Genomic DNA, 20,869 nt, shown 5'->3' with positions numbered 1-20,869 from the left:
GCCGCCGCCGGTCTACGGTGTCAGGAGGGTGTCAGGAGGTGGGGAAGTTGTCCGGGGTGCGGATGCGGTTGCGCATGAACACGCCGGAATCGGTCAGCACCGAGGTACCGGTGTACGTGCCGCCGGAGCAGGTGCCGGGCTTGAACGCGGCGCTGCCCTCGTTCGCGTCGGAGTACGTCCAGTTCGCGTAGCTGATCTTCAGCCGGTCCAGCAGGTCGAGCCATGCGGTACTGCTGGCGTTGTCCACCCCGCCGTCACCGGTGTAGGTCACCGTGCCGAACTCCGTGACGAACAGCGGCAGCCGGGACGCGGCCCGCTGAACCTCGGAGCGGTAGTTGTCCTTGTGCGACGCGGCGTAGAAGTGGAACGAGTACATGATGTTGTCGGCCCGGACCGGGTTGTTGACGATCTCGTCGGAGTTGCCGCCCTCCGAGATGCCCAGGGAGGACCAGCCGCGGGTCCCGACGATGACCACCCCGTCCGGGTCGTTGGCCCGGATCACCGGGATGACCTGCTCGGCGTAGTTCTTGATGGTCGACCAGCTCACGCCGTTCGGCTCGTTGGTGATCTCGTAGATCACGTTCTTCTTGTTGGCGTTGCGGGCGGCGACCGCGGCGAAGAAGGTCTTGGCCCGGTCCAGGTTGTACGTCGGGTCGCCCGGGGTCAGGGTGTGGAAGTCGATCAGCGCGTACATGCCGCGCGCCTCCGCCTTGTCCACCAGCGTGTTGACCTGGTTGGTGAAGGCGGTCGGGTTGGTCTCGTAGCCCTGCTCCTGCACGTACATCGAGATGCGGAACACGTCGGCCAGCCAGTCCTTGGCCAGCGCGTCCAGCGAGGCGTCGTTGTAGCAGCTGCCGAACCACTGCAGGCCGTGCGAGCTCATGCCGCGCAGCTGGATCGGCTTGTTGTACTGGTTGCAGAGATTGACCCCGCACACCCGCAACTGGCCGTTGATGCCCACCGGCGTGCTGCCGGCCGGCGGCTGGGAGGTCGGCGGTGTGGTGGGCGGCGTCGTGGTCGGTGGCGTGGTCGGCGGCCTGGTCGTCGGTGGCGTGGTGGGAGTGGTGGTGCCGCCGTTGCAGGTGACGCCGTTGAGGGTGAACGCCGTCGGGTTCGGGTTGCTACCGGTCCAGGAACCGTTGAACCCGACGTCGACGCTCGCCCCGGTGCCCAGCGAGCCGTTGTAGCTCATGTTCTGGGCGGTGACCGAGGTGCCGCTCTGCTGCCAGGTGGCCGACCAGCCCTGGGTCACCTTCTGGCCGGCATCCGGGAACCTGAAGCCCAGCGTCCAGTTGCTCACCGCGTCGCCGAGGTTCCTTATGCTGATGTTGGCGGTGAACCCGCCCTGCCAGGAGTTTGTGGTGTAGGTGACGGCGCAGCCGGTCGCTGCCATGGCGTTCATGGATGGCAGCCCGGCCGTTGCGGCCAGGGCGAGTGCGCCGACGGCGCCACCCACGATGAGCTTGCGCCGGAATGGGCGTGGAATCGAGAACATGCGGAGTCGTTCCGATCTGGTCGGGGATTGGCGGAAGGTGCCCGTCGCGAACTCGCCCGGAAAGTCCGACGGTGCAGTCTCGGGAGCGCTCCCAGCAGAGGCTATAGGTGTGCATCGATCTTTGCAACCGGTCGAGCGGGAGTCCGTGGTCAGCCGCGGGGCGTGCGGATCAGCAGGGCCGCCGCGACCTCTTCGGCGCCGACCGCGGCGTAGAAGTGCGGGATGTCGGCGGCCCAGGAGACGTACTCGCCCGGGCCCGCCGACAGGGATGCGCCGACCGGCCCGACCCGGGCCCGGCCGCGGAAGACGGTGAGGTGCTCGGTCACGCCGGCCGGGTGAGCGGGCGAAACCTGTTCGACGCCGGCGACGATGCGCAGGGTGAACAACTCGTAGGTGGCGGCCGGCTCCTCGAACACCTCCAGCAGCGTCGATACCACCGCCGCGCCCCGCATCGGTGCGGCGGCCGAGGCTGGGGCGCCACGGTCCAGCGTCAGTGCGCTCATCGGCACATCGAGCGCGGCGGCGATCGCGTAGAGGGTTTCCAGCCGGGGATCGCGGGTGCCGTTCTCCAGCCCGGACAGCGTCGCCTTCCCCACGCCGGCCGCGCGGGCCAGTTCGGAGAGGGTCAGCCCGCGCGCTTCACGCAGCCCGCGAAGCCGGCGGCCCACCGCCGACCCTTGGTGCTGGGGACTTGTCCCGCGCGCGGTCATGTGCGTATGGTGCCACCCGGCATCCGTTCCGTTTACGGAACGGCGGGAGGGGACGCTGATGACGTGGGTGCGACCGGTCGTCGCCGGCGTGCTGAGCGCGATCGTGGGCTACGCGAGTTCGTTCACGCTCGTACTCGCCGGGCTCCAGGCCGTGGGCGCCAGTTCGGCCCAGGCCGCCTCCGGCCTGCTCGCCACCTGCCTCGGCATCGGGGTCGCGGGCATCGTGCTGGCCCTGCGCTACCGGATGCCCATCGCCATCGCGTGGTCCACCCCCGGCGCGGCCCTGCTGGTCGGGGCCGGCCCCGTGCCGGGCGGCTTTTCCACGGCCGTCGGTGCCTTCCTGGTCTGCGCGGCGCTGACCGTGGTCGCCGGCCTGGTGCCGTGGCTGGCGCGCGTGATCGCGGCCATCCCGCGCCCGATCGCCGGGGCGATGCTGGCCGGCATCCTCGTGCCGCTGTGCACGGCTCCGGTCCGGGCCCTGGTGGACATCCCGGCGCTTGCCGTACCGGTCATCGTGACCTGGGTGGTGCTGCTGCGCTTCGCGCGCGGCTGGGCGGTGCCGGGCGCGCTGATCGCGGCCGTGGCCGCGATCACCCTGACCGGCCGGGACGCGGGACTCGCCGACGCCGCGCTACGACCCGCCCTGGCCTGGACCGTTCCCGGCTTCGACCTCGGCGCCATCGTGGGCATCGCGCTTCCGCTGTTCCTGGTCACCATGGCCGGCCAGAACGTCCCCGGCGCCGCGGTGCTGTCCAGCTACGGGTATCGGGCACCGCTGCGGCCCGCACTGATCACGACGGGTCTGGTCAGCGCGGCCGGCGCTCCGTTCGGCGGCCACCAGGTCAACCTCGCCGCCATCACGGCCGCCCTGACCGCCGGCCCCGAGGCGCACCCCGACCCGCGCCGGCGCTGGATCGCCACCGTGGCCCTGGCGGGTGGGCAGGTGCTGCTCGGGCTCGGGGCGGGCGTGGCGACCGCGCTCGTGCTGCTCTCCCCACCGGTGCTGGTGATCGCCGTCGCCGGCCTGGCCCTGCTGCCCGCTCTCGGCTCGGCACTGGGTAACGCCGTCTCCGACCCGGCCATGCTGTTGCCCGCGGTGGTGACGTTCGTGGTCACCGCATCGGGCGTCGCCGTGCTTGGCATCGGCGCCGCGTTCTGGGGCCTGCTCGCCGGCCTGGCCACCCTGCTGGTGCTGCGTCGCAGTCCATCCGCAGTGGGGGGTGGCGCAGGTGGTGTCGCCCCGCTCAGCAGCGATGAGACTCGCGGTGGTCCCGGGTCTGTGCGTCACACCGCTCCAGTGCACGCGAATCGGGCGGCATCTTGAGGATTTCCCGCACGCCCGCGGGGAGTAGTTGTCAGCCAGATGCTGCCGGAGAGCGCCCGTGAAGCCGGCGGCGTCGCCGGTGTCCCCTTCGTCGTGGCCGGCGCTCGACGAGCCACGCCGCGACTGGTGATTCCAACCCGGTCGTAGCACCGCGTGGGGCCAACCGCCCAGTGGCACTTGTCAAGCTGTCGGTCCTGGTTGTCGCCGTGCCAGCGGTTCGATGTGGACGACCGGTGGGTCTACTCGACGCGACGCCGACCGGCCCGACCCGGCCGGCATCCATCGATATCCCTTGATATTCACGTAGACCGATGTAACACTTTGGAAGCGCTCCAGACTCATCTACCACCACAGAAGGAGGATGTACAGTGCGTCCACCCCAGCTCGATCAAACCGGGCGGCGGTCCCGGTCAGCCCTGAGCCGGTCGGTTCGACCGCTCGTCCTGCTGCTTGCCATGATGGTCGGCATGCTGCCCTGGACCGGTGTGGCCCAGGCCCACGGCACGATCATCAACCCGGCGAGTCGCGCCTACCAGTGCTGGACGGCGTGGGGAAACAACCACACGAACCCCGCCATGCAGCAGCAGGACCCCATGTGTTGGAACGCCTTCCAGGCCAACCCCGACACCATGTGGAACTGGATGAGCGCCCTGCGGGACGGCCTCGGCGGGCAGTTCCAGGCGCGGACCCCCGATGGACAGCTGTGCAGCAACGCCCTGTCCAGGAACGACAGCCTGAACCAGCCGGGGGCGTGGCGGGCGAGCAACGTCAGCAGCAACTTCACGGTCCAGCTGTACGACCAGGCCAGCCACGGCGCTGACTACTTCCGGGTCTACGTCAGCAAGAACGGGTACAACCCGGCCAGCCAGCGCCTCGGTTGGGGCAACCTCGACTTCATCACCCAGACCGGCCGCTACGCGCCGGCAAACAACATCTCGTTCAACATCTCGACCTCGGGATACACCGGAAAGCACGTTCTCTTCGTCATCTGGCAGGCCTCGCACATGGACCAGGCATACATGTGGTGCAGTGACATCAACTTCGTCTGATCGGCAAAACCGGCAGTCGTAGTACCGCTCCGGCCCAGGACGTCCGACTGACGTCCTGGGCCGGAACCCCCGCCAAAACGCTGCCGGCATCGGGCGGTGCCGGGCAGGTCGGCCCGGCCGGGACCACGCCGAAGGTCGTCGATCTAGGACACGCCGGAGCGCCCGATGCGGTCTGTCAACGCACCAGAACCAGCGACGAGGTGAGAGCAATCATGATTTCCGGGGAAAGTTCCGCGGGGTGGTACCGGAACCGCTTCGTGTGGGTGGCGGTGATCCTGCTGGTGTCGGCCGGCGCGGTCGTACTGCTCAACTCGGCCGGCTCGAAGGCGAAGCCGGCAGATCTGCAAGGGCAGATCGCGGCCCGGATGCGCAGCACGCTCGAACAGGCGGACCCGGGGCAACACAACCACGCCGGACACGCTGTCCAGCAGGTGGCCACCGGGGAGGGGGCGAAGCCGGCGGTGGTCTGCGGGGTCCGCGTCTACGGCTACGAGCCGGCCGAGGCCACCGCGCTCGCCGACGTGCGGACGGTCTACGGCTTCCACCTCTGCGGGGTCGCCGAGCAGGAGAGCCCCTGGGACGTGGCGGTCAAGCTGGCCGGTCCGGTGATCATGGACATGTCCACCGAGCCTCCGGGCATCCGGGTGGTCGAGGCGACCGCCGACGTCAGGTACGTCGACCGGCTGCGGGAGATGTTCCCGGAGAAGTACGCGGAGCTGGCACTCAAGGAAGCGCTGACCGACTCGGAAGTGGCCGACCTGCGCCGCCGGTACGACGCCGCGGCCGGCTTCTGACCGGTGCTGGACGGCCGCCCAGCCATCCGGACCTCCCGGCGGACGGCTGGGCGGTACCGGCTACCGGTCGGCGGGGTGGGCTGCCGCCCCCGCGTCACGACGAGACCGCGACGCGCACCAGCGCGACGACCTTCTTCTCCACCGCGGGGCCCCACTTCACCAGCGCGTACGACACCGGCCACAGGTCCCCGTCGTCAAGGTTGGCCGGGTCCTGGAACTCAAGGCTGGAGTACCGGGTGTTGAACTTGCCCGAGTTCTTGAAGGCCACAACGATCTTCTCGTCGGCGTTCGCGTAGGCGGGCATCCCGTACCAGGTCCTGGGCGTCAGCCCCGGGGCGGCAGTGGTCACCGCCACATGCACCCGCTCGGCGAGGGCCCGGTCCTCCGGCGTCATCTTCGCGATGCTGTCGAGGACCGCCTGCAGCCCGTCCGCCTTCTTGGCGCCCTTCCTGCCCTCGGCCCGCAACTCGTCCGCGCGCGCCTTCATCGCGGCGCGCTCCTCGGCGCTGAAACCGCCGGACTCGGTCGTGGAGTTCTTCGCGGGCATGTCGGGCTGCCTTTCGACGCGCAGGGCCCGGCGACGTGCCGGCCATCTAGAAGGCTAGGCCCGACGGCACCCGGCCGCTTCTCGGTTCCTGACCCGTTCGGGTGCTGGTTGAGGCGTCTCGGTAGGCGCTCTCAGCGGACCTGGATGGTGCGCGCCACCGCCGACGGGAAACACGGGGTGGTGATCGACGGGGTCGGTCACCTTCAGTGCTACGGTAGCCGGGTTGCAAGTTTTGGTTTCCGTAGACGTTGCCAGCGCCTGATGGGTATCCGAACCCGTCAGGCGCTGTTTGCGTTCGTCGTCTTGCTCGGACGCGGATGATCAACGCGGCGACCGGAGATTCCACACGGTGTGGCGTCTCATCAGCCTGCGAGGGAGAAGACATGGCTACCGGCACGGTCAAGTGGTTCAACGCGGACAAGGGGTTCGGCTTCATCGCCCAGGACGAAGGCGGCGCGGACGTGTTCGCCCACTTCTCGGCGATCGCCGCGACGGGCTTCCGGAGCCTGGAGGAGAACCAGCGGGTGGAGTTCGACATCACCCAGGGCCAGAAGGGCCCGCAGGCGGCCAACATCCGCCCGCTCTGAGTCGCTCACGGTAGGGCGGTCCGACCGGTTCAGCGGGCCGCCTACCGTGCTGAGCCAACACCACGTTTCCGCGCCGGTTGTTTCCCGTGCTGGCGGCGAAGCTGGTGGATGCTCTCGGGGTCAAACAGCTCCAAGAGTCGCGGATGTCAGGGGTGGCGCAGCATCTCGACGCTCGGTCGAGGCGTTCGGCGGCCCGCTGTGTACCAGCCATGAACGGAGTATGTCTTGCCCACGCCGACCGGCGGCCTGCTCGCGCCCTTTGTCGCATCCCGCGCCGACGCGCCCGACGGGCTGCGCCTCGTCCGCCTTCCGTTCGTCCCGGAGATCCGCCTGCACCTGGCCGATGACGCGATCCTGCTACGGGCAAGGATGGAGGCACAGGCCGGCTGGTCGGTCACACCGTTCTGGGCCACCGCGTGGGCCGGCGGTCAGGCCCTCGCCCGGTACATCCTGGACCACCCACGGGTCACGGCCGGCCGGCGGGTGCTCGACGTGGCGTCCGGGTCCGGCCTGGTCGCCATCGCCGCCGCCAAGGCGGGCGCCGCCGAGGTGACCGCCAACGACATCGACCCGTACGCGGAGGCGGCCGCCGCGATGAACGCCACGGCCAACGCGGTCACCATCGCGGTGAACGGGGACGACGTGCTCGACGGGGACGGCGGCGACGCCGACGTGATCCTTGCCGGCGACGCCTTCTACGACTCCGAACTGGCCGCGCGGATGCTGGCGTTCCTGCGCCGCGCCGCCGACCGGGGCGCGGCCGTCCTCGTCGGTGACCCCGACCGTGGGCACCTGCCCCCCGACTGGCCGAAGATCACCAGCTACCGGGTGCGTGGCCTCGGCGCCGCCGAGGACGCCGAACTCACCGAGGTCTCGGTCCTCGGCCCCGGCCGGTAGCGCTCAGCGTCCACCGCCGCGCCTGCCCGGCCGGGCCCGGGACGAGAAGGCCGCCGCACCGGACCCCGCCGACGGCGCGGATCGCGCGGATCGCGTGGCCGTGGACGACGGCGCGGGCTTGCCGCCGCGCCGGCCCCGGCCGCCCCGTGCGGGCTGCACCTCGTGTGGCGGGGCGGCGGGCTGCCGCGCCGGCTGTGGCACCAGCCGCCGCTCCCCGGGCGCGAGCTGGCGGAGCAGCGCGTCACCCGGGCGCGACCGGGTGGTGGTCGCCTTGATGCCCGCCTTGCGGGTCAGTTCCCGCACCTCGGACGCCTGCGTGTCGGTCATCAGCGTGACGACCGTGCCGGCCGCGCCGGCCCGGGCGGTACGACCCGAGCGGTGCAGGTACGCCTTGTGCTCCACCGGTGGGTCGGCGTGCACCACCAGGGCCACGTCGTCGACGTGGATGCCCCGGGCGGCGATGTCGGTGGCGACCAGCGTGTGCGCCGCACCGTCGGAGAACGCCCGCAGGTTCCTGGTGCGCGCGGCCTGGGCCAGGTTGCCATGCAGTTCCACGGCGGGCACACCGGCCTCGACCAGCCGGCGGGTGAGCGTCTTGGCGCCCCGCTTGGTGCGCGTGAACACCACGGTCCGGCCGGACGCGGCGGTCAGCTCGATGAGTACGGCGAACCGGTCGTCGGCGTGGACGTGCAGGACGTGGTGCGTCATCGCGGCGACCGGCGACAGGCTCGAGTCGATGCTGTGCACGACCGGATCGGTCAGGAACCGCCGCACCAGGACGTCGACGCCGCCGTCCAGCGTGGCGGAGAACAGCAGCCGCTGCGCGCCGCGCGGGGTCCGCTCCAGCAGCCGCCGGACGATGGGCAGGAAGCCGAGGTCAGCCATGTGGTCGGCCTCGTCGAGCACGGTGATCTCGACGGCGTCCAGGTGGGCGTGGCCGGACTCGACGTGGTCGGCGAGCCGGCCCGGGCAGGCCACCAGCACGTCGACCCCGGCGCGCAGCCCGGCGATCTGCGGCCGGGCGGCGACGCCGCCGAAGATGGTCATCGTGCGTAGCGACAGTGCCCGCGCCAGCGGCGCCATCACGCTGTCGATCTGGGTGGCCAGCTCCCGGGTGGGCGCGAGGATCAGCGCGCGGGGGCGGCCGGCGCGCAGCGGGGTGGCGCTGGCGGCCAGGCGGGTCAGCACCGCCAGGACAAAGGCATAGGTCTTGCCGGAGCCGGTGCGGCCCCGGCCGAGCACGTCCCGCCCGGCGAGCGCGTCGGGCAGGGTCGCGGCCTGGATCGGGAACGGCCGCTCCACCCCGGCCGCGGCCAGCACCCGGGTCAGCGGGTCGGGCACGCCGAGGTCGGCGAAGGTGAGCGAGGCGGACGGGGTGGTCGGGGCCGGGGTGGTCTGGGGCGAGGTGGTCTGGCGTGGGCGGCGTGCCGCCATAAGAACTCCGAACGTTGAAGGGACGTCCCGCCCGGCGCTGACCGTGTCGGCCGCGGCGCGTGGCGTCGGACATCGAACCGGTCCGCCCTGCTGGGCGGGCCGCGCCGGCAAGTCTACCCGAGCCCGCGACCGGACCCGCTGCCGCTGATGGCGGTACCGGCGCGGTCTTGTTGCCAATAACTTGCAATTGCGAAAGACTGGCAACAGCGGGTGGGGGTCGCGGCTTGCGATGATCCGAAACTCTGTCGGGGCGCCCACCCGCGGACGATCCGACGACTGTGAGGCGGGGAACTTGCCGATGGGCCTCTACACGCTGCCCGACATGCCCTACGACTACGGCGCCCTCGAACCGGCGATGTCCGGCGAGATACTGGAGCTGCACCACAGCAAGCACCACGCCGCGTATGTCAAGGGCGCCAACGACGGTCTCGACCAGCTCGCCGAGGCGCGGGAGAAGGGCGACTTCGGCCGGCTGGTGGGGCTGGAGAAGACGTTCGCGTTCAACCTGTCCGGGCACGTGCTGCACACCATCTTCTGGGGCAACCTGTCCCCCGACGGCGGTGATCGCCCGGACGGCGAGCTGGCCGCCGCGATCGACGAGCACTTCGGCTCCTTCGACGCGTTCGCCGGGCACCTGTCGGCGGCCACGAAGAGCGTGCAGGGCTCCGGCTGGGGCGTGCTGGCGTGGGAGCCGCTCGGTCAGCGCCTGATCGTGGAGCAGGTGTATGACCACCACGGCAACGTCGGCCAGGGGGCGACCCCGCTGCTGGTCTTCGACGCCTGGGAGCACGCCTACTACCTGCAGTACAAGAACGTGCGCCCCGACTACGTCGACCGACTGTGGAAGCTGGTCAACTGGTCGGATGTGATCGGCCGCTTCGACGCCGCCCGCACCGCGACGCCGAAGATCTGACCGGGGGACGGCATCGACGCGGAACTGCACCGACGCGCGCCTGGCCCGACGTCAGCCGGCCGCCAGGCGAATTCCGAGGGCGACGAACGCGACGGCGCAGATCCGGTTGATCCGTCGTGACCAGCGGTCGTCGGTCAGCCGGGCGGCGAGCCGCCCGGCGCCCGCGCCCAGCGCGATGTCGACGGTGAGCTGCACGGCCATGAAGACCGCGCCGAGCAGCACCAGCTGCGCGGTGGTGTTACCCGTGGCCGGGTCGACGAACTGGGGTAGGAACGCCACGCTGAACAGGATCATCTTCGGGTTGAGCAGGTTCGTCACCAGCCCGCGCAGGAACGCCCGCCCGGGCCGGTCGCCCCGCTGCGGCTCGACGCCGACCGGGCCGTGGTCGCTGCGCAGCGCCCGCACCCCGAGGACGATCAGGTAGGTGGCGCCGGCCCAGCGGATCGCGGTGAACAGCACCGGTGAAGCGGATACCAGCGCCGCGAGGCCGCAGACCACCGCCGTGACGTGCACCGCCTCCCCCGCCGCGACGCCGAGCGCGGCGACCACCCCGGCGCGGGTGCCATAGCGGGCCGCGTTGGCCAGGACGAACATCATGTCCGGGCCGGGGGTGACCATGAACACGACGATCGCGGCGAGGTAGCCGGCGAGCGCCGCCACGGACAGTCCTAGCACCTCTCAGCCCTCCCCGGCGCCGTCGAGCAGGGCCTGCCGCAGCGTGAGCCGGTGTTGGCGGCGGATCTGCGCCTCGCGGTAGCGGCGCCGGTCACCGTCGGTCTGCGGCAGCAGCGGTGGGACCGTACGGGGCTGGCCGTCATCGTTCACGGCGACCATGACCAGGTGGGCGGTGGCCACGTCGACCGGTGGAACCGCCCGGTCCCACCGGTCGGCGGTGACCTTGACGGCGACCTCCATGGAGCTGCGGCCGGCCCAGGTGATCCGGGCGTCGACGTGGACGACGTCGCCGACCCGCACCGCGCGGAGGAAGGCGGTTTCGTCGATGGCCGCGGTGACGGCCGGCCCGTCGGAGTGCCGGGCGGCGACCACCCCGGCGACGGAGTCGATGAGGTTGAGGATCCGGCCACCGTGGACGGTGCCCATGAGGTTGGTGTGGTGCTGGTCCATGATCTGCGACAGGGTCAGGTGCGACGCCGACGGGGGTCGGCCGGCGATGGCGGCGGTGTCGTGCACAGCGGTATTCCGTCCCTCGGGGAGCCACACCGCCGGGACGCGGACACGCTGTCGAGGACCCGTCCGCGTCGGGACGCGGCGGGCCACCCGTCCAGCCCTCCCACGAGGCCGACGGCAGCGCACACGGGTCGTGTACGCGGCGCCGGCAGGTCTTCGGACTCGTGGGCGGGCCGGGGTTACCGGTCTCCTACTGGCCGTCGCTTCCCAGACCTCGTGGTCCAGTGCGTGGTGACGGCGGTCGTTCCCACTTACCGCTGCGGGGCAGTCCCGGACTCGCACCGGGTTCCCTCTTACGACGCCCGGCCGGTTCCGGCCGGGCGAACCAGCGCCGTCTGGCAGCGTATCCCCTCGCCGGTCACGTCTCGGCTGGTCGCAGGTCCGTTGTGAGGTAACTCCTGCCGCCCTCGCGGGCGGTGGCGGCGCCACCGGCGGTGACCGCCCGGATTTGTCCCCGCCGTGCGTGGCCGGGGCCGGCGTCGGGGATGTGGTAGGTCTATGCGCATGAGCGCCACGGATAGCGACCTTGTACATCTGCGCCGTTGCGTTGATCTGGCGCGGGAGGCCCTGGCGGACGGGGATGAGCCGTTTGGGTCGGTGCTGGTGTCGGGCGATGGGGTGGTGCTGTTCGAGGACCGGAACCGGGTCAAGGGTGGGGATGCCACGCGGCATCCGGAGTTCGAGATCTCGCGGTGGGCGGCGGCGAACCTGAGCCCGGCGGAGCGGGCCCGGGCGACGGTCTACACGTCGGGTGAACATTGCCCCATGTGCGCGGCCAGCCATGGCTGGGTCGGTCTGGGCCGGATCGTGTATGCCCTGTCCGGTGCGCAGCTGGCGGGGTGGCTCGCGGAATGGAATGTCCCGGCGGCGCCGGTCGCGGTGTTGCCGATCGGTGAGGTGGTTCCGGGAGCGGTGGTGGAAGGGCCGGTCGCGGAGCTCGAGGCGGAGTTGCGTGAGGTGCACCGCGCCCGGTTCCGCTGACCCCGCACGGCTCCATGCCGACGACCGGATCGTGACCGCGGAGGCGCGCCGGGAACGGGCCGAGGTGGCGTTCGGCGAATCAATGCGAATCTGGTGCGCGCCGGGCGGGGGCCGAAAACGAGGTCCAGCCTTGCTGTTGCAGCCGTTCGATGCCGTCCAGCAGCAGGTCCAGCGCGAACTCGAACTCGAACTGGTCGTCGCAGCCCTGTCCCACGACCGACGCGTCGTCGTGGGACGCCGCCGTGGCGATCTCGGCGAGGTGCGGGAACCGGGCCGCGACCTCCGGTGGTAGGGGCGCCGGCGGCGCCGGGTCGGTCGGGCCGGTCCGGCCGGCGTTCCGGGAGGCGTCGAACAGTTCCTGGCTGAAGCCCAGGATTCGGCTGCCCATCGCGTGCATCACGTGGTGGGCGAGGTCGGCGGAGAACCCGCCGGCCCGGAAGGTCCCGACCATCGAGTTGAGGTAGGCAAGGGCGGCCGGCGTCGCCATGTTCCGCGACTCGATCGCGAGTGGCGCCCAGGGGTGGCGCAGCAGCACCTGCCGCGCCGAGAGGATGCGGGCGCGGACGGCCTGCTTCCAGCCGGCGTCGGGCACCAGCGGATCGATCTCACCGACGACCACGTCGATCATGCCGTCGAGCAGTTCGTCCTTGTTGGCCACGTGCTTGTAGAGGGCCATCGGGACGACGCCCAGATTCTGGGCGAGGTTGCGCATGCTGAGGGATTCCAGCCCGGTCGCGTCGGCGAGCGCGACGGCGGCGCGCATGATCCGGTCCCTGCTCAGCGGGGTCCGGCGCAGCGTCTCGGCCTGCTCAGCCATCTCGGTCCTTGTCTTCCGGCGGCGGTTGACACGATAACCGCCTTGACAGGTGTACGGCGTACACCTACGGTACCTCCAGGTAGGTGTACGCCGTACACCAGGGGAGGGAAGAGATGAAAGCGATCGTTCAGGATCGATACGGTTCGCCGGAGACGCTCACGCTCGCGGAGGTCGACAAGCCGGTGCCGGCCGCCGACGAGGTACTCGTGCGGGTCGAGGCCGCCGCGCTCAACGCGTACGACTGGCATGCCATGCGGGGCGACCCGCGGATGGCGCGGTTGGCGATGGGCCGGTCAGGGCCCAAGGCGCGCATCCGTGGTCGCGACTTCGCCGGCCGGGTCGAGGCGGTCGGCCCGCACGTTCGAGAAATGCGCCCGGGCGACGCCGTCTTCGGCGACCTCGGCGATGCCAACGGCGCGTTCGCCGAGTACGTGTGCGTACCCGAGGCCCTGGTCGCGCCGAAGCCGGCGAACCTGACGCCGCAGCAGGCCGCCGCCCTGCCGCTGGCGGGCATCACCGCACTCATGGGACTGCGCGACGCCGGGCAGGTCGAGCCCGGCCACCGCGTCCTCATCAACGGCGCCTCCGGCGGCGTCGGCACCCTGGCCGTCCAACTGGCCAAGGCGCTCGGCGCGACGGTGACCGCGGTGTGCCGCACCCGCAACGTCGACCTGATCCGCTCCCTCGGCGCCGACCGCGTCGTCGACTACACCCGCGACGACTTCACCCGCGACGCCCGCCGCCACGATGTCCTGTTCGACCTGGTCGGCAACCGCTCACTCACCGCGCTTCGGCGGGCACTGACCCCAACCGGGACGCTGGTGCTCTCCGGCGGCGGGGTGTACCGCGGCGGCAGTGTCATCGGACCGGTCTGGCTGCTCATGCGCGGGCGGATGCTGGCGCCCTTCATCCGACACCGCATCGTCATCCTCGCAACGGCGCCGAGCCGGCAGCACCTCGACGCGCTCCGCGCCTACGCCGAGGCCGGCCGGCTCACCCCGGTCATCGACCGGACCTACCCGCTCCACGGGGTGCCCCAAGCCATCCGGTACCTCGAAGGTGAACACGCCCGGGCGAAAGTGGTCATCACCACCTGACGGCCGACACAGGCCGGCCGGTGTCACCGCTTCCGCTGGTTCGGCGGCGCGGTGCGGATGCCGTCGAGGAGGACCCGCAGGTAGCGCTCGACCCGTTCGCTCGGCTCATCGCCGATGCGCAGGGCGAATACCGTGCCGCAGACCAGGTGGTGCAGGTCGTCGTCGGTGAGGCCGGCCCGCACCACATCGGCCTTTCGGGCGTGTCCGAGTACGGCCCGGGCCAGCTCGCTGAACTCGTCGCGATGGGTGGCGGTGCGCGCCGACACGTCCAGGTCCGGCGACGTGGAGATCACTTCGGCGAACGCCGGGTCGGCCAACTGCCGCATGAGCAGCGCCCGCAGGAGGATCTCGACGCCGGTCCAGGCGTCCTGGTGCTGGCTCGCGGCGCGGGCGTCGTCGAGCAGCGCGGTGAAGGCGTCGTCGGCGAGGGCCTCGAGGAGCGCCCGGCGGGTCGGGAAGTGCCGGTAGACCGTGCCGACGCCCATCCCGGCCCGGCGGGCGATGTCGTTGAGCTGCAACGACAGCTCGCCCGCGGCCACCGCGAGGCGGGCCGTGGCCAGCACCCGGTCGCGGTTGCGGGCGGCGTCGGCGCGCAGCGGCGTGGTCACCGGGCCAGTCTACCGAAGCGGATTGACAATCCGGTTCGGCTGGCCTTCAATCGGATAAGTCATCCGCTTACCCTCGGGAGGGTTCATGACTCGCACCGCCACATGGAGCGTCGCCGACCTTCGCGACCAGACCGGCCGTACCTTCGTGGTCACCGGCGCCAGCAGCGGCCTCGGCGTGGCGATCACCCGCCACCTCGCCGCGCGCGGCGCTCGCGTGATCATGGCGGTCCGCGACACCGACAAGGGCGATCGGGTACGCCGTGAGCTGCGCACCGACAACGCGAAAGCCGACCTCGACATCCGCCACCTGGACCTGCTGGACCTCGACACCGTGCACCGGTTCGCCGACGATCTGCGCGCCGACTCGGTCACCGTCGACGCGCTGATCAACAACGGCGGCATCGGCAACGTGCCCCGGCGACTCAGCCCGCAGGGCGTGGAAAGCCAGCTGGCCACCAACCACCTCGGCCACTTCGCGCTCACCGGCCGGCTCCTCGACCGGCTGACCGCCGGACGCGACCCCGTCGTGGTGACCGTCGGGTCCGGCCTCTACCGGCTGGGCCGCCTCGACCCGGCCGACCTCGCCGCCGAACGCGGCTACTCACCAGGCGGCGCCTACGCCACGTCCAAACTCGCCAACGTGCTCTTCGCCCTCGAACTCGACCGCCGGCTGCGTGCCGCCGGGTCACCGGTACGCAGCCTGCTCGCCCACCCCGGCATGGCCAGGACCGACCTGGACCGGGACGCGCCGCCCCTGACCCGCGCGGCCGGCACGTTGATGGGTCTCCTCCTGCGCCGACCGATCGACGAAGCCGTGGCGCCGATCCTCTACGCCGCCACCGAGGCCGCGGCACCCACCGGCCGGCACATCGGCCCGGGCCGGCCACTACGCCAAGCCCGACCGACGTTCGAGGCGCTCACCGGAGCGGCCACCGATCCCGACCTCGCGGCCCGCCTGTGGGTGCGGTCCGCGCAACTCACCGGCATCGACATCACCCCGTCCGCATCACGCCACTGATCGGCGTCGCGACCGACCCGCAATGACCCCACCATCACACGGCCGACGCGCGCCGGTGGTAGACCTTCTGCCGGAGGAGTGAGCCAGGCCCTTGAGGATCCCGGTCACTGATCCGGCGGCCCGGTTGATGGCTGCCCGGAGGTCGAGGCCAACGATCGCTAGAGGCGGCCGTTCTCGCTGAGGGTTACCAGCGCCTCCACCGTGACCCAGCCTCGCCACTCGGGGCGGGTGATCGGCGTCCAGGACTCGAAGGTGAAGTCCCACCCGCCGTCCGGTTTCTGCCTCGCCGCCAAGGCGTCCAGGTGGCGGTCGAACACATCGGCGGGGAGCATGGATCGCGCCAGGCTGCGCGGGGTCGGTGCGAAGTCAAGCGGCCCGTGTGTCTCGCCCTCGGCGTCCGGATCGAGGTCGACCACAGTGAGGACGGCCCTGCTCAAGGCGGCCCAGATCGTCTCGGCGCGACGACGATCCGGCACGTGCTCAAGGAACTTGAGGATGGCGCGTATGTCGTACGGGCCGGGTGGCTCGGTCAGGTTTTCGAGGGCCGTCCAGCAGAAGTCGGTGGCCCGGTTGACCCATGGGTGGGCGATGCCGTTCTTCAGCAGCAGGCCGGCGATCGAGGTGGTGGGGTTGAGCGAGCCGGGCAGGCCGTCGGCCGGTGCCCACCATGGGCCGCGTGGGCTGCGCGTCGGCAGAACCCAGGGGACGCCGCCATCCGGCCTGGTGATTGACTCCAGGTAGCGGAGGCAGCCGGAAAGCAGGTCACCGTCGATCGTGCCCACCTCGTCCATGACGAACAGCGCCACCTCGACCGGCACGGGTTGGCTTTCGGGGCCGCGCAGGTCCGGTTCGAGTCCGTGCCCGAACCGCCGTCAGGGTTCTGGTATGGCCGCAACGCGTCGATCACCCGGGCCGGGTCGCCGTCGCGGAAGTGGAACGCGAAGCGCAGCCGATCAAGCAGACGGGCGTTGACCCAAAGGAACGCCTCCGCGCGGTCCAGCACGTCCATCAGGCCACAGTACGTGCCCGGTGCGACACGAAATCGGCATCGCGTCGACCATCGTTGGTACGCCAACCATGAACGTTTACCGGGTTGGCCGCCCGGGGGTAGGTTGACCCGATGTCAAGATCGAGCAGGCCGCTGTATGTGGTCGCGGATGTTCATGGTCACCGGTCGGAGTTGCGGGACGCGCTTCGTGACGCGGGATTGATCGACGGTGCCGGTCGGTGGTGTGGGCGGGATGCCCGACTGTGGCTGCTTGGTGACTACGTCGATCGCGGTCCCGACGGTATCGGCGTTGTTGATGACATTCGAGAGTTGGCGGCGACCGCCACGGCCACCGGCGGTGAGGTGCGGGCGTTGCTGGGCAACCATGAGGTGCAACTGCTCGCCGCGCACCGTTTCGGCAACGCGCCCGTCGCGGGGTGGGACGAGCCGGGCGGGTTCCGGGGTGGTTGGGCGCGGTTCGGCGGGCGTGAGGAGGACCTGCGCCGACTGACGCCGCAGCATGTCGCCTGGATCACCGGCCTACCCGCGGTCGCGGTCGTCGATGGGTATCTGCTCGTCCATTCCGACACGGCGCGGTACCTGGAGTTCGGTTCGAGTATCGCTGCGGTGAACGCGGCCGTTGCCGAGGCGTTGAACTGCTCGGACGGCGCCAGGTGGCTGGAGTTCTGCGGGCGGATGAGCGATCGCGGCGCATTCCGTGACGCCGAATCGGCGCGGCCGGACGACCCGGTGTCAACGATGCTGCGCGTGCTTGGCGGTGACGTGCTGGTGCACGGGCACAGCACGCTCACCAAGCACTTTGGGGTGGCGCCGCGGGATGTTCAGGAAGCGCTGTGGTATGCCGGCGGCCGGGTGATCGCGATCGATGGCGGGATCTACGAGGGCGGTCGTATCCTGCTCACCCGACTCAGCTAGGTCGCTTTCTGTGGCTGTGAGCGCGAGGAGCGCCGGGAGCGCGCCGGGCCGGAGGATCGGTGGTTGCGGAGGAAGCACCGCGGTCGTGAACGAATGGTCAACTCTGTCCCGATCGGGTCGGCCCAGGATCCGGTACCGTGCCGGGCACCATCACACAGTGGACGGTTGGGGGAATGGGCATGGGTGCGAAGACCGCGTTGCTTGCGTTCGCTGATGGGGACCTGGTCCCGGCGTTGCGCGGCGCGACGGCGTGCGATCCGGCCGAGGCCGAGGACCTCGTCCGGCGGGTCCACCCGGAGTCCGAGGTGACGCGCGCCGAGGGTGACACGCTGTTCGAGCGGCCGTACCCGCCAGACGGCATCACCTACGCCACCGTGCTGGCCGGGGCCGAACTGCTGTGCGATCGCAGGCTGGTGCTCGATCGCCCCTCCAAACTCCCCGAACACCCGCGCGCGGCCGGCGCCGGTCGGCGGATCATCATGCACGGGATGCATTCCATGGTGGACTGGGTGTGCTTCGCCGTCTGGGAGGACGGGAAACTCATCCGCTCGCTCAGCCTGTCAACGGACGGCGGCATCGAGGAGAACATCGGCGAACCGTACGACTTCGAGCTGCCGCTCTGGGCCGGCCAGAACCCGGATCCGTATCGGTTGCCGTTCCATCCGCTCGAGTTGGGTGAGCGGGCGCTGCGGGCGCTGTTCGGCTTCGTGGTCGAAGGCCGCCGAGACCCGGGCGACATCGATGCGGAAGCCGTCTCCCTGCACGGCTTCCGGGTGACCGACCGGACCGGACGGGAGCGGGCCGAACGGGTGTTCTGAAACATGGGACCACCCCGCCTGTTCCGTATGGGACCGGATGAACACTGATAAAACCGCGAAGGGAAAGCGGATGAGCCCCCGTATCAACCTAGTTCTCGGCCTGATTTGTTCGGCGATCGCGATCTCGATCCTGGCAGTTCGTGTGCCGTACTACGCAACGATCGCGTCAATCTCCGTCATTCTCATTCTGGCGGTCTGGGCCTCGCTCATTATTCCGACGATAAGGCGCCGATCCCGCGCGTCCGAGTAGACGAACATCGTGGTATCCCAGCCGAAGACCGCGCGTAGTCCTCGTCGGTCAGCTCGTTGACGACGGCCTTGGCGGGGTCGCGGACGTCCCAGAACACCCGCTCGCCCTCGGCGCGGAACGTTCCGGCCACGATCACGCCGGGGACGTTCGTGCCGGGGCCGCGCCGGCCCTTCGGCTCACCGACGATCCCCGGGTCGGGCGTGGAGCCGCGGACGGTCGCGCCGGTTGCGGCGCCGGGTGCTGGTCGACAGGGAATGCGGTATCAAGCAGACCACCGGGAAACCGACACAATCGGTCGCTTCGTCGACGGTCAGTTCCTTGCCGGGGTGGTTGCCGCCTTCCGGCGGCACCACGGCCGATGGCGAGCAAGCGGCCGTTGCCCGAGCCGAGCGCGAGCTGAGCGAGCTGCTCGCCGGTCTGCCCGGCAGGCACTACGGCGACGTGGCGATCCGGTTGTTCCAGACCGTCCTGGACGGTGTGCTGTTCGGTCTCGTGGACGAGACGGACGACGAGTTCGGCGAGAGTGTCGAGCTTTACCCGGATGAACTCGGCTTCGTGCCCCCATGGGACGGCGAGTACGACACCTGACCCGCGTGTGGGGACACGCCCGGGCACTTCTGCGACGCCCACGGACGCAGGGCGATCTCGGTGGCCCGCTGCATTGATTCGCGGATCGCGGCGGGGTCGGCTCGCCGCGTCGGATCCCGCATCAGCGTGGCAAGTGCGCCGGTAACCGCGCCGACGAAGGCGCCGACCAGGGCGGCGGCGCTCACCTCGGTCAAGCGGTCGGGGTAGGCCGCGGCCAGGTGCCCGGCGATCTCGCGCTGGCTTTCCCACAGCAGTTGAAGGGCGCGCCCGCGGACCGCGGGCACCTCCATGGTCAACCGGATCCGCAGGGCGGCGAGCGGGCCGGTCAGGTCCGCGCTATCGTCGTTCGCCGCGCTGAGCGCGCGCAGCAGAACGTCGGCGGGCTCCTCGTCGGGCGACCGGTGGGCGATCGCCTCGACCGCGATGCGTACCCGGCGGTCGCCCTCCGGGAAGAGCAGATCCTCCTTGCTCGGGAAGTAGCTGAAGAAGGTGCGGGCGCCGATGTCGGCGGTGGCCGCGATGTCGGCGATCGTGGTTGCCTCGTAGCCCTTCCGCGCGAACAGCTCGGCGGCGGCGTCGATCAGCGCCTGGCGGGTGCGGGCCCGCTTGCGGTCGCGAAGTGACATGGCGGCAGTTTAGTGCACTGACTGCAAATCTGCACACGTTGCGGTCTTGCATCGAGTGCACCTAAACTCCGGTCATGCGGAAGGTGCTGATCTCCGGAGCCGGCGTGGCCGGCCCGACGCTCGCCTACTGGCTGGCCCGCGCGGGGTTCCGACCCACGGTTGTCGAGCGCGCGACCGGGCAGCGATCCAGCGGCAACCCGGTCGACGTACGCGGGCCGGCCCTTCCGGTGGTCGAGCAGATGGGCCTGGTCGAAGCCCTGCGCGCGGCGGCCACCCAGACGGCCGGCGTGCGGTTCGTCGACTCGTCCGGCCGGCTCAGCCGCCGGATCTCGATGCCCGCCACCCGCAGCCCGGCCGGCACCAGCGAGGTCGAGGTGCCCCGCGCCGACCTCGCCCGGATCCTGCACCGGGCGGCCCGCGACGACGCCGAGTTCGTCTACGACGACACCATCACCCGGTTCGACCAGGACCCGGGCGGGGTGGACGTCACCTTCGAACGCGGCCCGGCCCGCCGGTTCGACCTGGTCGTCGGGGCGGACGGGCTGCACTCCGTGGTGCGCCGGCTCGCCTTCGGCCCGGAGCGCGATTTCGTGCGCCACCTCGGCATCTACGTGGCCACCACACCGCTCGGTGAACCGCCCGACGAGCCGCACGACGTGCTGCTCCACAACACGCCGGGCCGGCTCGTCGCGGTGCATCCCGTCCGCGGCGAAGCGGGCGTGGCGTTCATCTTCCGGCACCCCGTCATCCCCGACTTCGACTACCGCGACTCCGCCCAGCATCGACGGATCCTCGCCGAGGCGTACGCGGGGGAGCGCGGCTGGCGGGTGCCCGAGTTGCTGGCCCGGGCCCAGCGGACGGAGGACCTCTACTTCGACGCCGTCTGCAAGGTGGTGCTGCCGTCCTGGTCGGCCGGGCGGGTGGTGCTGCTGGGCGACGCGGCGGCCTCCGTCTCGCTGCTGGGCGACGGTTCGAGCATGGCCATCGCCGGCGCCCGCACGCTGGCTGCCGCTCTCGCCGAGAGCGACCACGTCGCTGCTTTCCGGCGCTACGAGGCCGAGCACCGGCGCCGCACCGATCCCCGGAAGCGCGGCGCCCGCCTCGCGGCGGCGATGTTGATCCCAAAGAGCCGGGCGGGCCTCGCCACCCGTAACGCGATGGCGAGGTTGCTGCCGGGCCGCCGATCGTCCTGATCCGGCCAACT

24 protein-coding genes and 1 riboswitch are annotated in these 20,869 nt (G+C 70.9%); of the genes, 14 read left to right on the top strand and 10 right to left on the bottom strand.

Features of this window, described 5'->3' with window-relative positions; all coding sequences use genetic code 11:
- Nucleotides 1-31 precede the first annotated feature (31 nt).
- Both KJS59_RS20905 and KJS59_RS20900 read right to left on the bottom strand, forming a co-directional pair.
- Nucleotides 32-1,495 carry a cellulase family glycosylhydrolase gene (locus tag KJS59_RS20905; RefSeq protein WP_213454641.1) on the bottom strand — a complete coding sequence of 488 codons (1,464 nt, stop codon included), beginning with the start codon at nt 1,493-1,495 and terminating at the stop codon, nt 32-34.
- A gap of 149 nt (nt 1,496-1,644) precedes the next feature.
- Complete coding sequence (locus KJS59_RS20900) at nt 1,645-2,205, bottom strand: helix-turn-helix domain-containing protein (protein WP_213454640.1); 561 nt, start codon at nt 2,203-2,205, stop codon at nt 1,645-1,647.
- Between the two features lie 58 nt (nt 2,206-2,263).
- Here KJS59_RS20900 and KJS59_RS20895 point away from each other — a divergent pair, with 58 nt between their 5' ends.
- The 3 genes from KJS59_RS20895 (at nt 2,264) to KJS59_RS20885 (ending at nt 5,372) form a co-directional block, all read left to right on the top strand.
- Nucleotides 2,264-3,529, top strand: coding sequence for a benzoate/H(+) symporter BenE family transporter (locus KJS59_RS20895; protein WP_249714577.1), 1,266 nt, complete (start codon nt 2,264-2,266; stop codon nt 3,527-3,529).
- Nucleotides 3,530-3,996: 467 nt separating this feature from the next.
- Complete coding sequence (locus KJS59_RS20890; RefSeq protein WP_249714575.1) at nt 3,997-4,578, top strand: lytic polysaccharide monooxygenase auxiliary activity family 9 protein; 582 nt, start codon at nt 3,997-3,999, stop codon at nt 4,576-4,578.
- A 212-nt stretch (nt 4,579-4,790) separates the two neighbouring features.
- Nucleotides 4,791-5,372, top strand: a complete 582-nt coding sequence (locus tag KJS59_RS20885; protein ID WP_213454638.1) for a hypothetical protein — start codon at nt 4,791-4,793, stop codon at nt 5,370-5,372.
- A 94-nt stretch (nt 5,373-5,466) separates the two neighbouring features.
- Here KJS59_RS20885 and KJS59_RS20880 read toward each other — a convergent pair whose 3' ends face one another.
- A complete protein-coding gene (locus KJS59_RS20880; RefSeq protein ID WP_213454637.1) occupies nt 5,467-5,919 on the bottom strand; it encodes an iron chaperone in 453 nt (150 codons plus the stop codon).
- A gap of 383 nt (nt 5,920-6,302) precedes the next feature.
- On the opposite strand from KJS59_RS20880, the gene KJS59_RS20875 reads away from it, so the two are divergent.
- Nucleotides 6,303-6,506 carry a cold-shock protein gene (locus KJS59_RS20875; RefSeq protein ID WP_213454636.1) on the top strand — a complete coding sequence of 68 codons (204 nt, stop codon included), beginning with the start codon at nt 6,303-6,305 and terminating at the stop codon, nt 6,504-6,506.
- A gap of 225 nt (nt 6,507-6,731) precedes the next feature.
- Nucleotides 6,732-7,403 (top strand): class I SAM-dependent methyltransferase, encoded by a 672-nt coding sequence (locus KJS59_RS20870; RefSeq protein WP_249714573.1) that lies wholly within the window; start codon nt 6,732-6,734, stop codon nt 7,401-7,403.
- A gap of 3 nt (nt 7,404-7,406) precedes the next feature.
- Here KJS59_RS20870 and KJS59_RS20865 read toward each other — a convergent pair whose 3' ends face one another.
- On the bottom strand, nt 7,407-8,837 hold the full coding sequence (locus KJS59_RS20865; RefSeq protein WP_213454635.1) for a DEAD/DEAH box helicase: 1,431 nt from the start codon (nt 8,835-8,837) through the stop codon (nt 7,407-7,409).
- A 298-nt stretch (nt 8,838-9,135) separates the two neighbouring features.
- Here KJS59_RS20865 and KJS59_RS20860 point away from each other — a divergent pair, with 298 nt between their 5' ends.
- Complete coding sequence (locus tag KJS59_RS20860) at nt 9,136-9,750, top strand: superoxide dismutase (RefSeq protein WP_213454634.1); 615 nt, start codon at nt 9,136-9,138, stop codon at nt 9,748-9,750.
- 51 nt (nt 9,751-9,801) lie between these two features.
- Here the strand turns inward: KJS59_RS20860 and KJS59_RS20855 are convergent, their stop codons facing one another.
- Entirely contained in the window at nt 9,802-10,425 is a 624-nt protein-coding gene (locus KJS59_RS20855) for a LysE family translocator (protein WP_213454633.1), read from the bottom strand.
- Between the two features lie 3 nt (nt 10,426-10,428).
- On the bottom strand, nt 10,429-10,875 hold the full coding sequence (locus KJS59_RS20850) for an acyl-CoA thioesterase (RefSeq protein WP_249714587.1): 447 nt from the start codon (nt 10,873-10,875) through the stop codon (nt 10,429-10,431).
- Nucleotides 10,876-11,068: 193 nt separating this feature from the next.
- Nucleotides 11,069-11,283, bottom strand: a riboswitch (cobalamin riboswitch).
- Between the two features lie 159 nt (nt 11,284-11,442).
- On the opposite strand from KJS59_RS20850, the gene KJS59_RS20845 reads away from it, so the two are divergent.
- The gene (locus KJS59_RS20845) at nt 11,443-11,919 is read left to right on the top strand and encodes a nucleoside deaminase (RefSeq protein WP_213454631.1); all 477 of its coding nucleotides are present in this window, start codon (nt 11,443-11,445) and stop codon (nt 11,917-11,919) included.
- 79 nt (nt 11,920-11,998) lie between these two features.
- On the opposite strand, the gene KJS59_RS20840 is transcribed toward KJS59_RS20845, so the two are convergent.
- A complete protein-coding gene (locus KJS59_RS20840) occupies nt 11,999-12,736 on the bottom strand; it encodes a TetR/AcrR family transcriptional regulator (protein WP_213454630.1) in 738 nt (245 codons plus the stop codon).
- A 113-nt stretch (nt 12,737-12,849) separates the two neighbouring features.
- Between KJS59_RS20840 and KJS59_RS20835 the strand changes: the two genes are divergently transcribed.
- Nucleotides 12,850-13,833 (top strand): NAD(P)-dependent alcohol dehydrogenase, encoded by a 984-nt coding sequence (locus KJS59_RS20835; protein WP_213454629.1) that lies wholly within the window; start codon nt 12,850-12,852, stop codon nt 13,831-13,833.
- A gap of 23 nt (nt 13,834-13,856) precedes the next feature.
- On the opposite strand, the gene KJS59_RS20830 is transcribed toward KJS59_RS20835, so the two are convergent.
- The gene (locus KJS59_RS20830; protein WP_213454628.1) at nt 13,857-14,441 is read right to left on the bottom strand and encodes a TetR/AcrR family transcriptional regulator; all 585 of its coding nucleotides are present in this window, start codon (nt 14,439-14,441) and stop codon (nt 13,857-13,859) included.
- Nucleotides 14,442-14,526: 85 nt separating this feature from the next.
- On the opposite strand from KJS59_RS20830, the gene KJS59_RS20825 reads away from it, so the two are divergent.
- Nucleotides 14,527-15,459 (top strand): SDR family NAD(P)-dependent oxidoreductase, encoded by a 933-nt coding sequence (locus KJS59_RS20825; RefSeq protein ID WP_213454627.1) that lies wholly within the window; start codon nt 14,527-14,529, stop codon nt 15,457-15,459.
- Between the two features lie 158 nt (nt 15,460-15,617).
- Here KJS59_RS20825 and KJS59_RS20820 read toward each other — a convergent pair whose 3' ends face one another.
- Nucleotides 15,618-16,277, bottom strand: a complete 660-nt coding sequence (locus KJS59_RS20820) for a hypothetical protein (protein WP_213454626.1) — start codon at nt 16,275-16,277, stop codon at nt 15,618-15,620.
- 302 nt (nt 16,278-16,579) lie between these two features.
- Here KJS59_RS20820 and KJS59_RS20815 point away from each other — a divergent pair, with 302 nt between their 5' ends.
- The 4 genes from KJS59_RS20815 (at nt 16,580) to KJS59_RS20800 (ending at nt 19,039) form a co-directional block, all read left to right on the top strand.
- Nucleotides 16,580-17,383: a metallophosphoesterase gene (locus KJS59_RS20815; protein ID WP_213454625.1), complete on the top strand. Its 804-nt coding sequence runs from the start codon at nt 16,580-16,582 to the stop codon at nt 17,381-17,383.
- A 179-nt stretch (nt 17,384-17,562) separates the two neighbouring features.
- The gene (locus KJS59_RS20810; RefSeq protein WP_213454624.1) at nt 17,563-18,201 is read left to right on the top strand and encodes a DUF6928 family protein; all 639 of its coding nucleotides are present in this window, start codon (nt 17,563-17,565) and stop codon (nt 18,199-18,201) included.
- A gap of 70 nt (nt 18,202-18,271) precedes the next feature.
- Nucleotides 18,272-18,451 (top strand): hypothetical protein, encoded by a 180-nt coding sequence (locus KJS59_RS20805; protein ID WP_213454623.1) that lies wholly within the window; start codon nt 18,272-18,274, stop codon nt 18,449-18,451.
- Nucleotides 18,452-18,688: 237 nt separating this feature from the next.
- Nucleotides 18,689-19,039 (top strand): hypothetical protein, encoded by a 351-nt coding sequence (locus KJS59_RS20800; protein WP_213454622.1) that lies wholly within the window; start codon nt 18,689-18,691, stop codon nt 19,037-19,039.
- Here the strand turns inward: KJS59_RS20800 and KJS59_RS20795 are convergent.
- Nucleotides 18,985-19,665, bottom strand: a complete 681-nt coding sequence (locus tag KJS59_RS20795) for a TetR family transcriptional regulator (protein ID WP_213454621.1) — start codon at nt 19,663-19,665, stop codon at nt 18,985-18,987. The two genes, KJS59_RS20800 and KJS59_RS20795, sit on opposite strands and share 55 nt — an antisense overlap.
- A gap of 74 nt (nt 19,666-19,739) precedes the next feature.
- On the opposite strand from KJS59_RS20795, the gene KJS59_RS20790 reads away from it, so the two are divergent.
- Nucleotides 19,740-20,858 carry an FAD-dependent monooxygenase gene (locus KJS59_RS20790; RefSeq protein ID WP_213454620.1) on the top strand — a complete coding sequence of 373 codons (1,119 nt, stop codon included), beginning with the start codon at nt 19,740-19,742 and terminating at the stop codon, nt 20,856-20,858.
- Nucleotides 20,859-20,869: the final 11 nt, after the last annotated feature.

This window comes from Rhizomonospora bruguierae (assembly GCF_018397995.1).
GTDB lineage: Bacteria > Actinomycetota > Actinomycetes > Mycobacteriales > Micromonosporaceae > Rhizomonospora > Rhizomonospora bruguierae.
The sequence above is the reverse complement of the archived record's forward strand: the minus strand, read 5'-3'. Positions and strand labels throughout refer to the sequence as shown.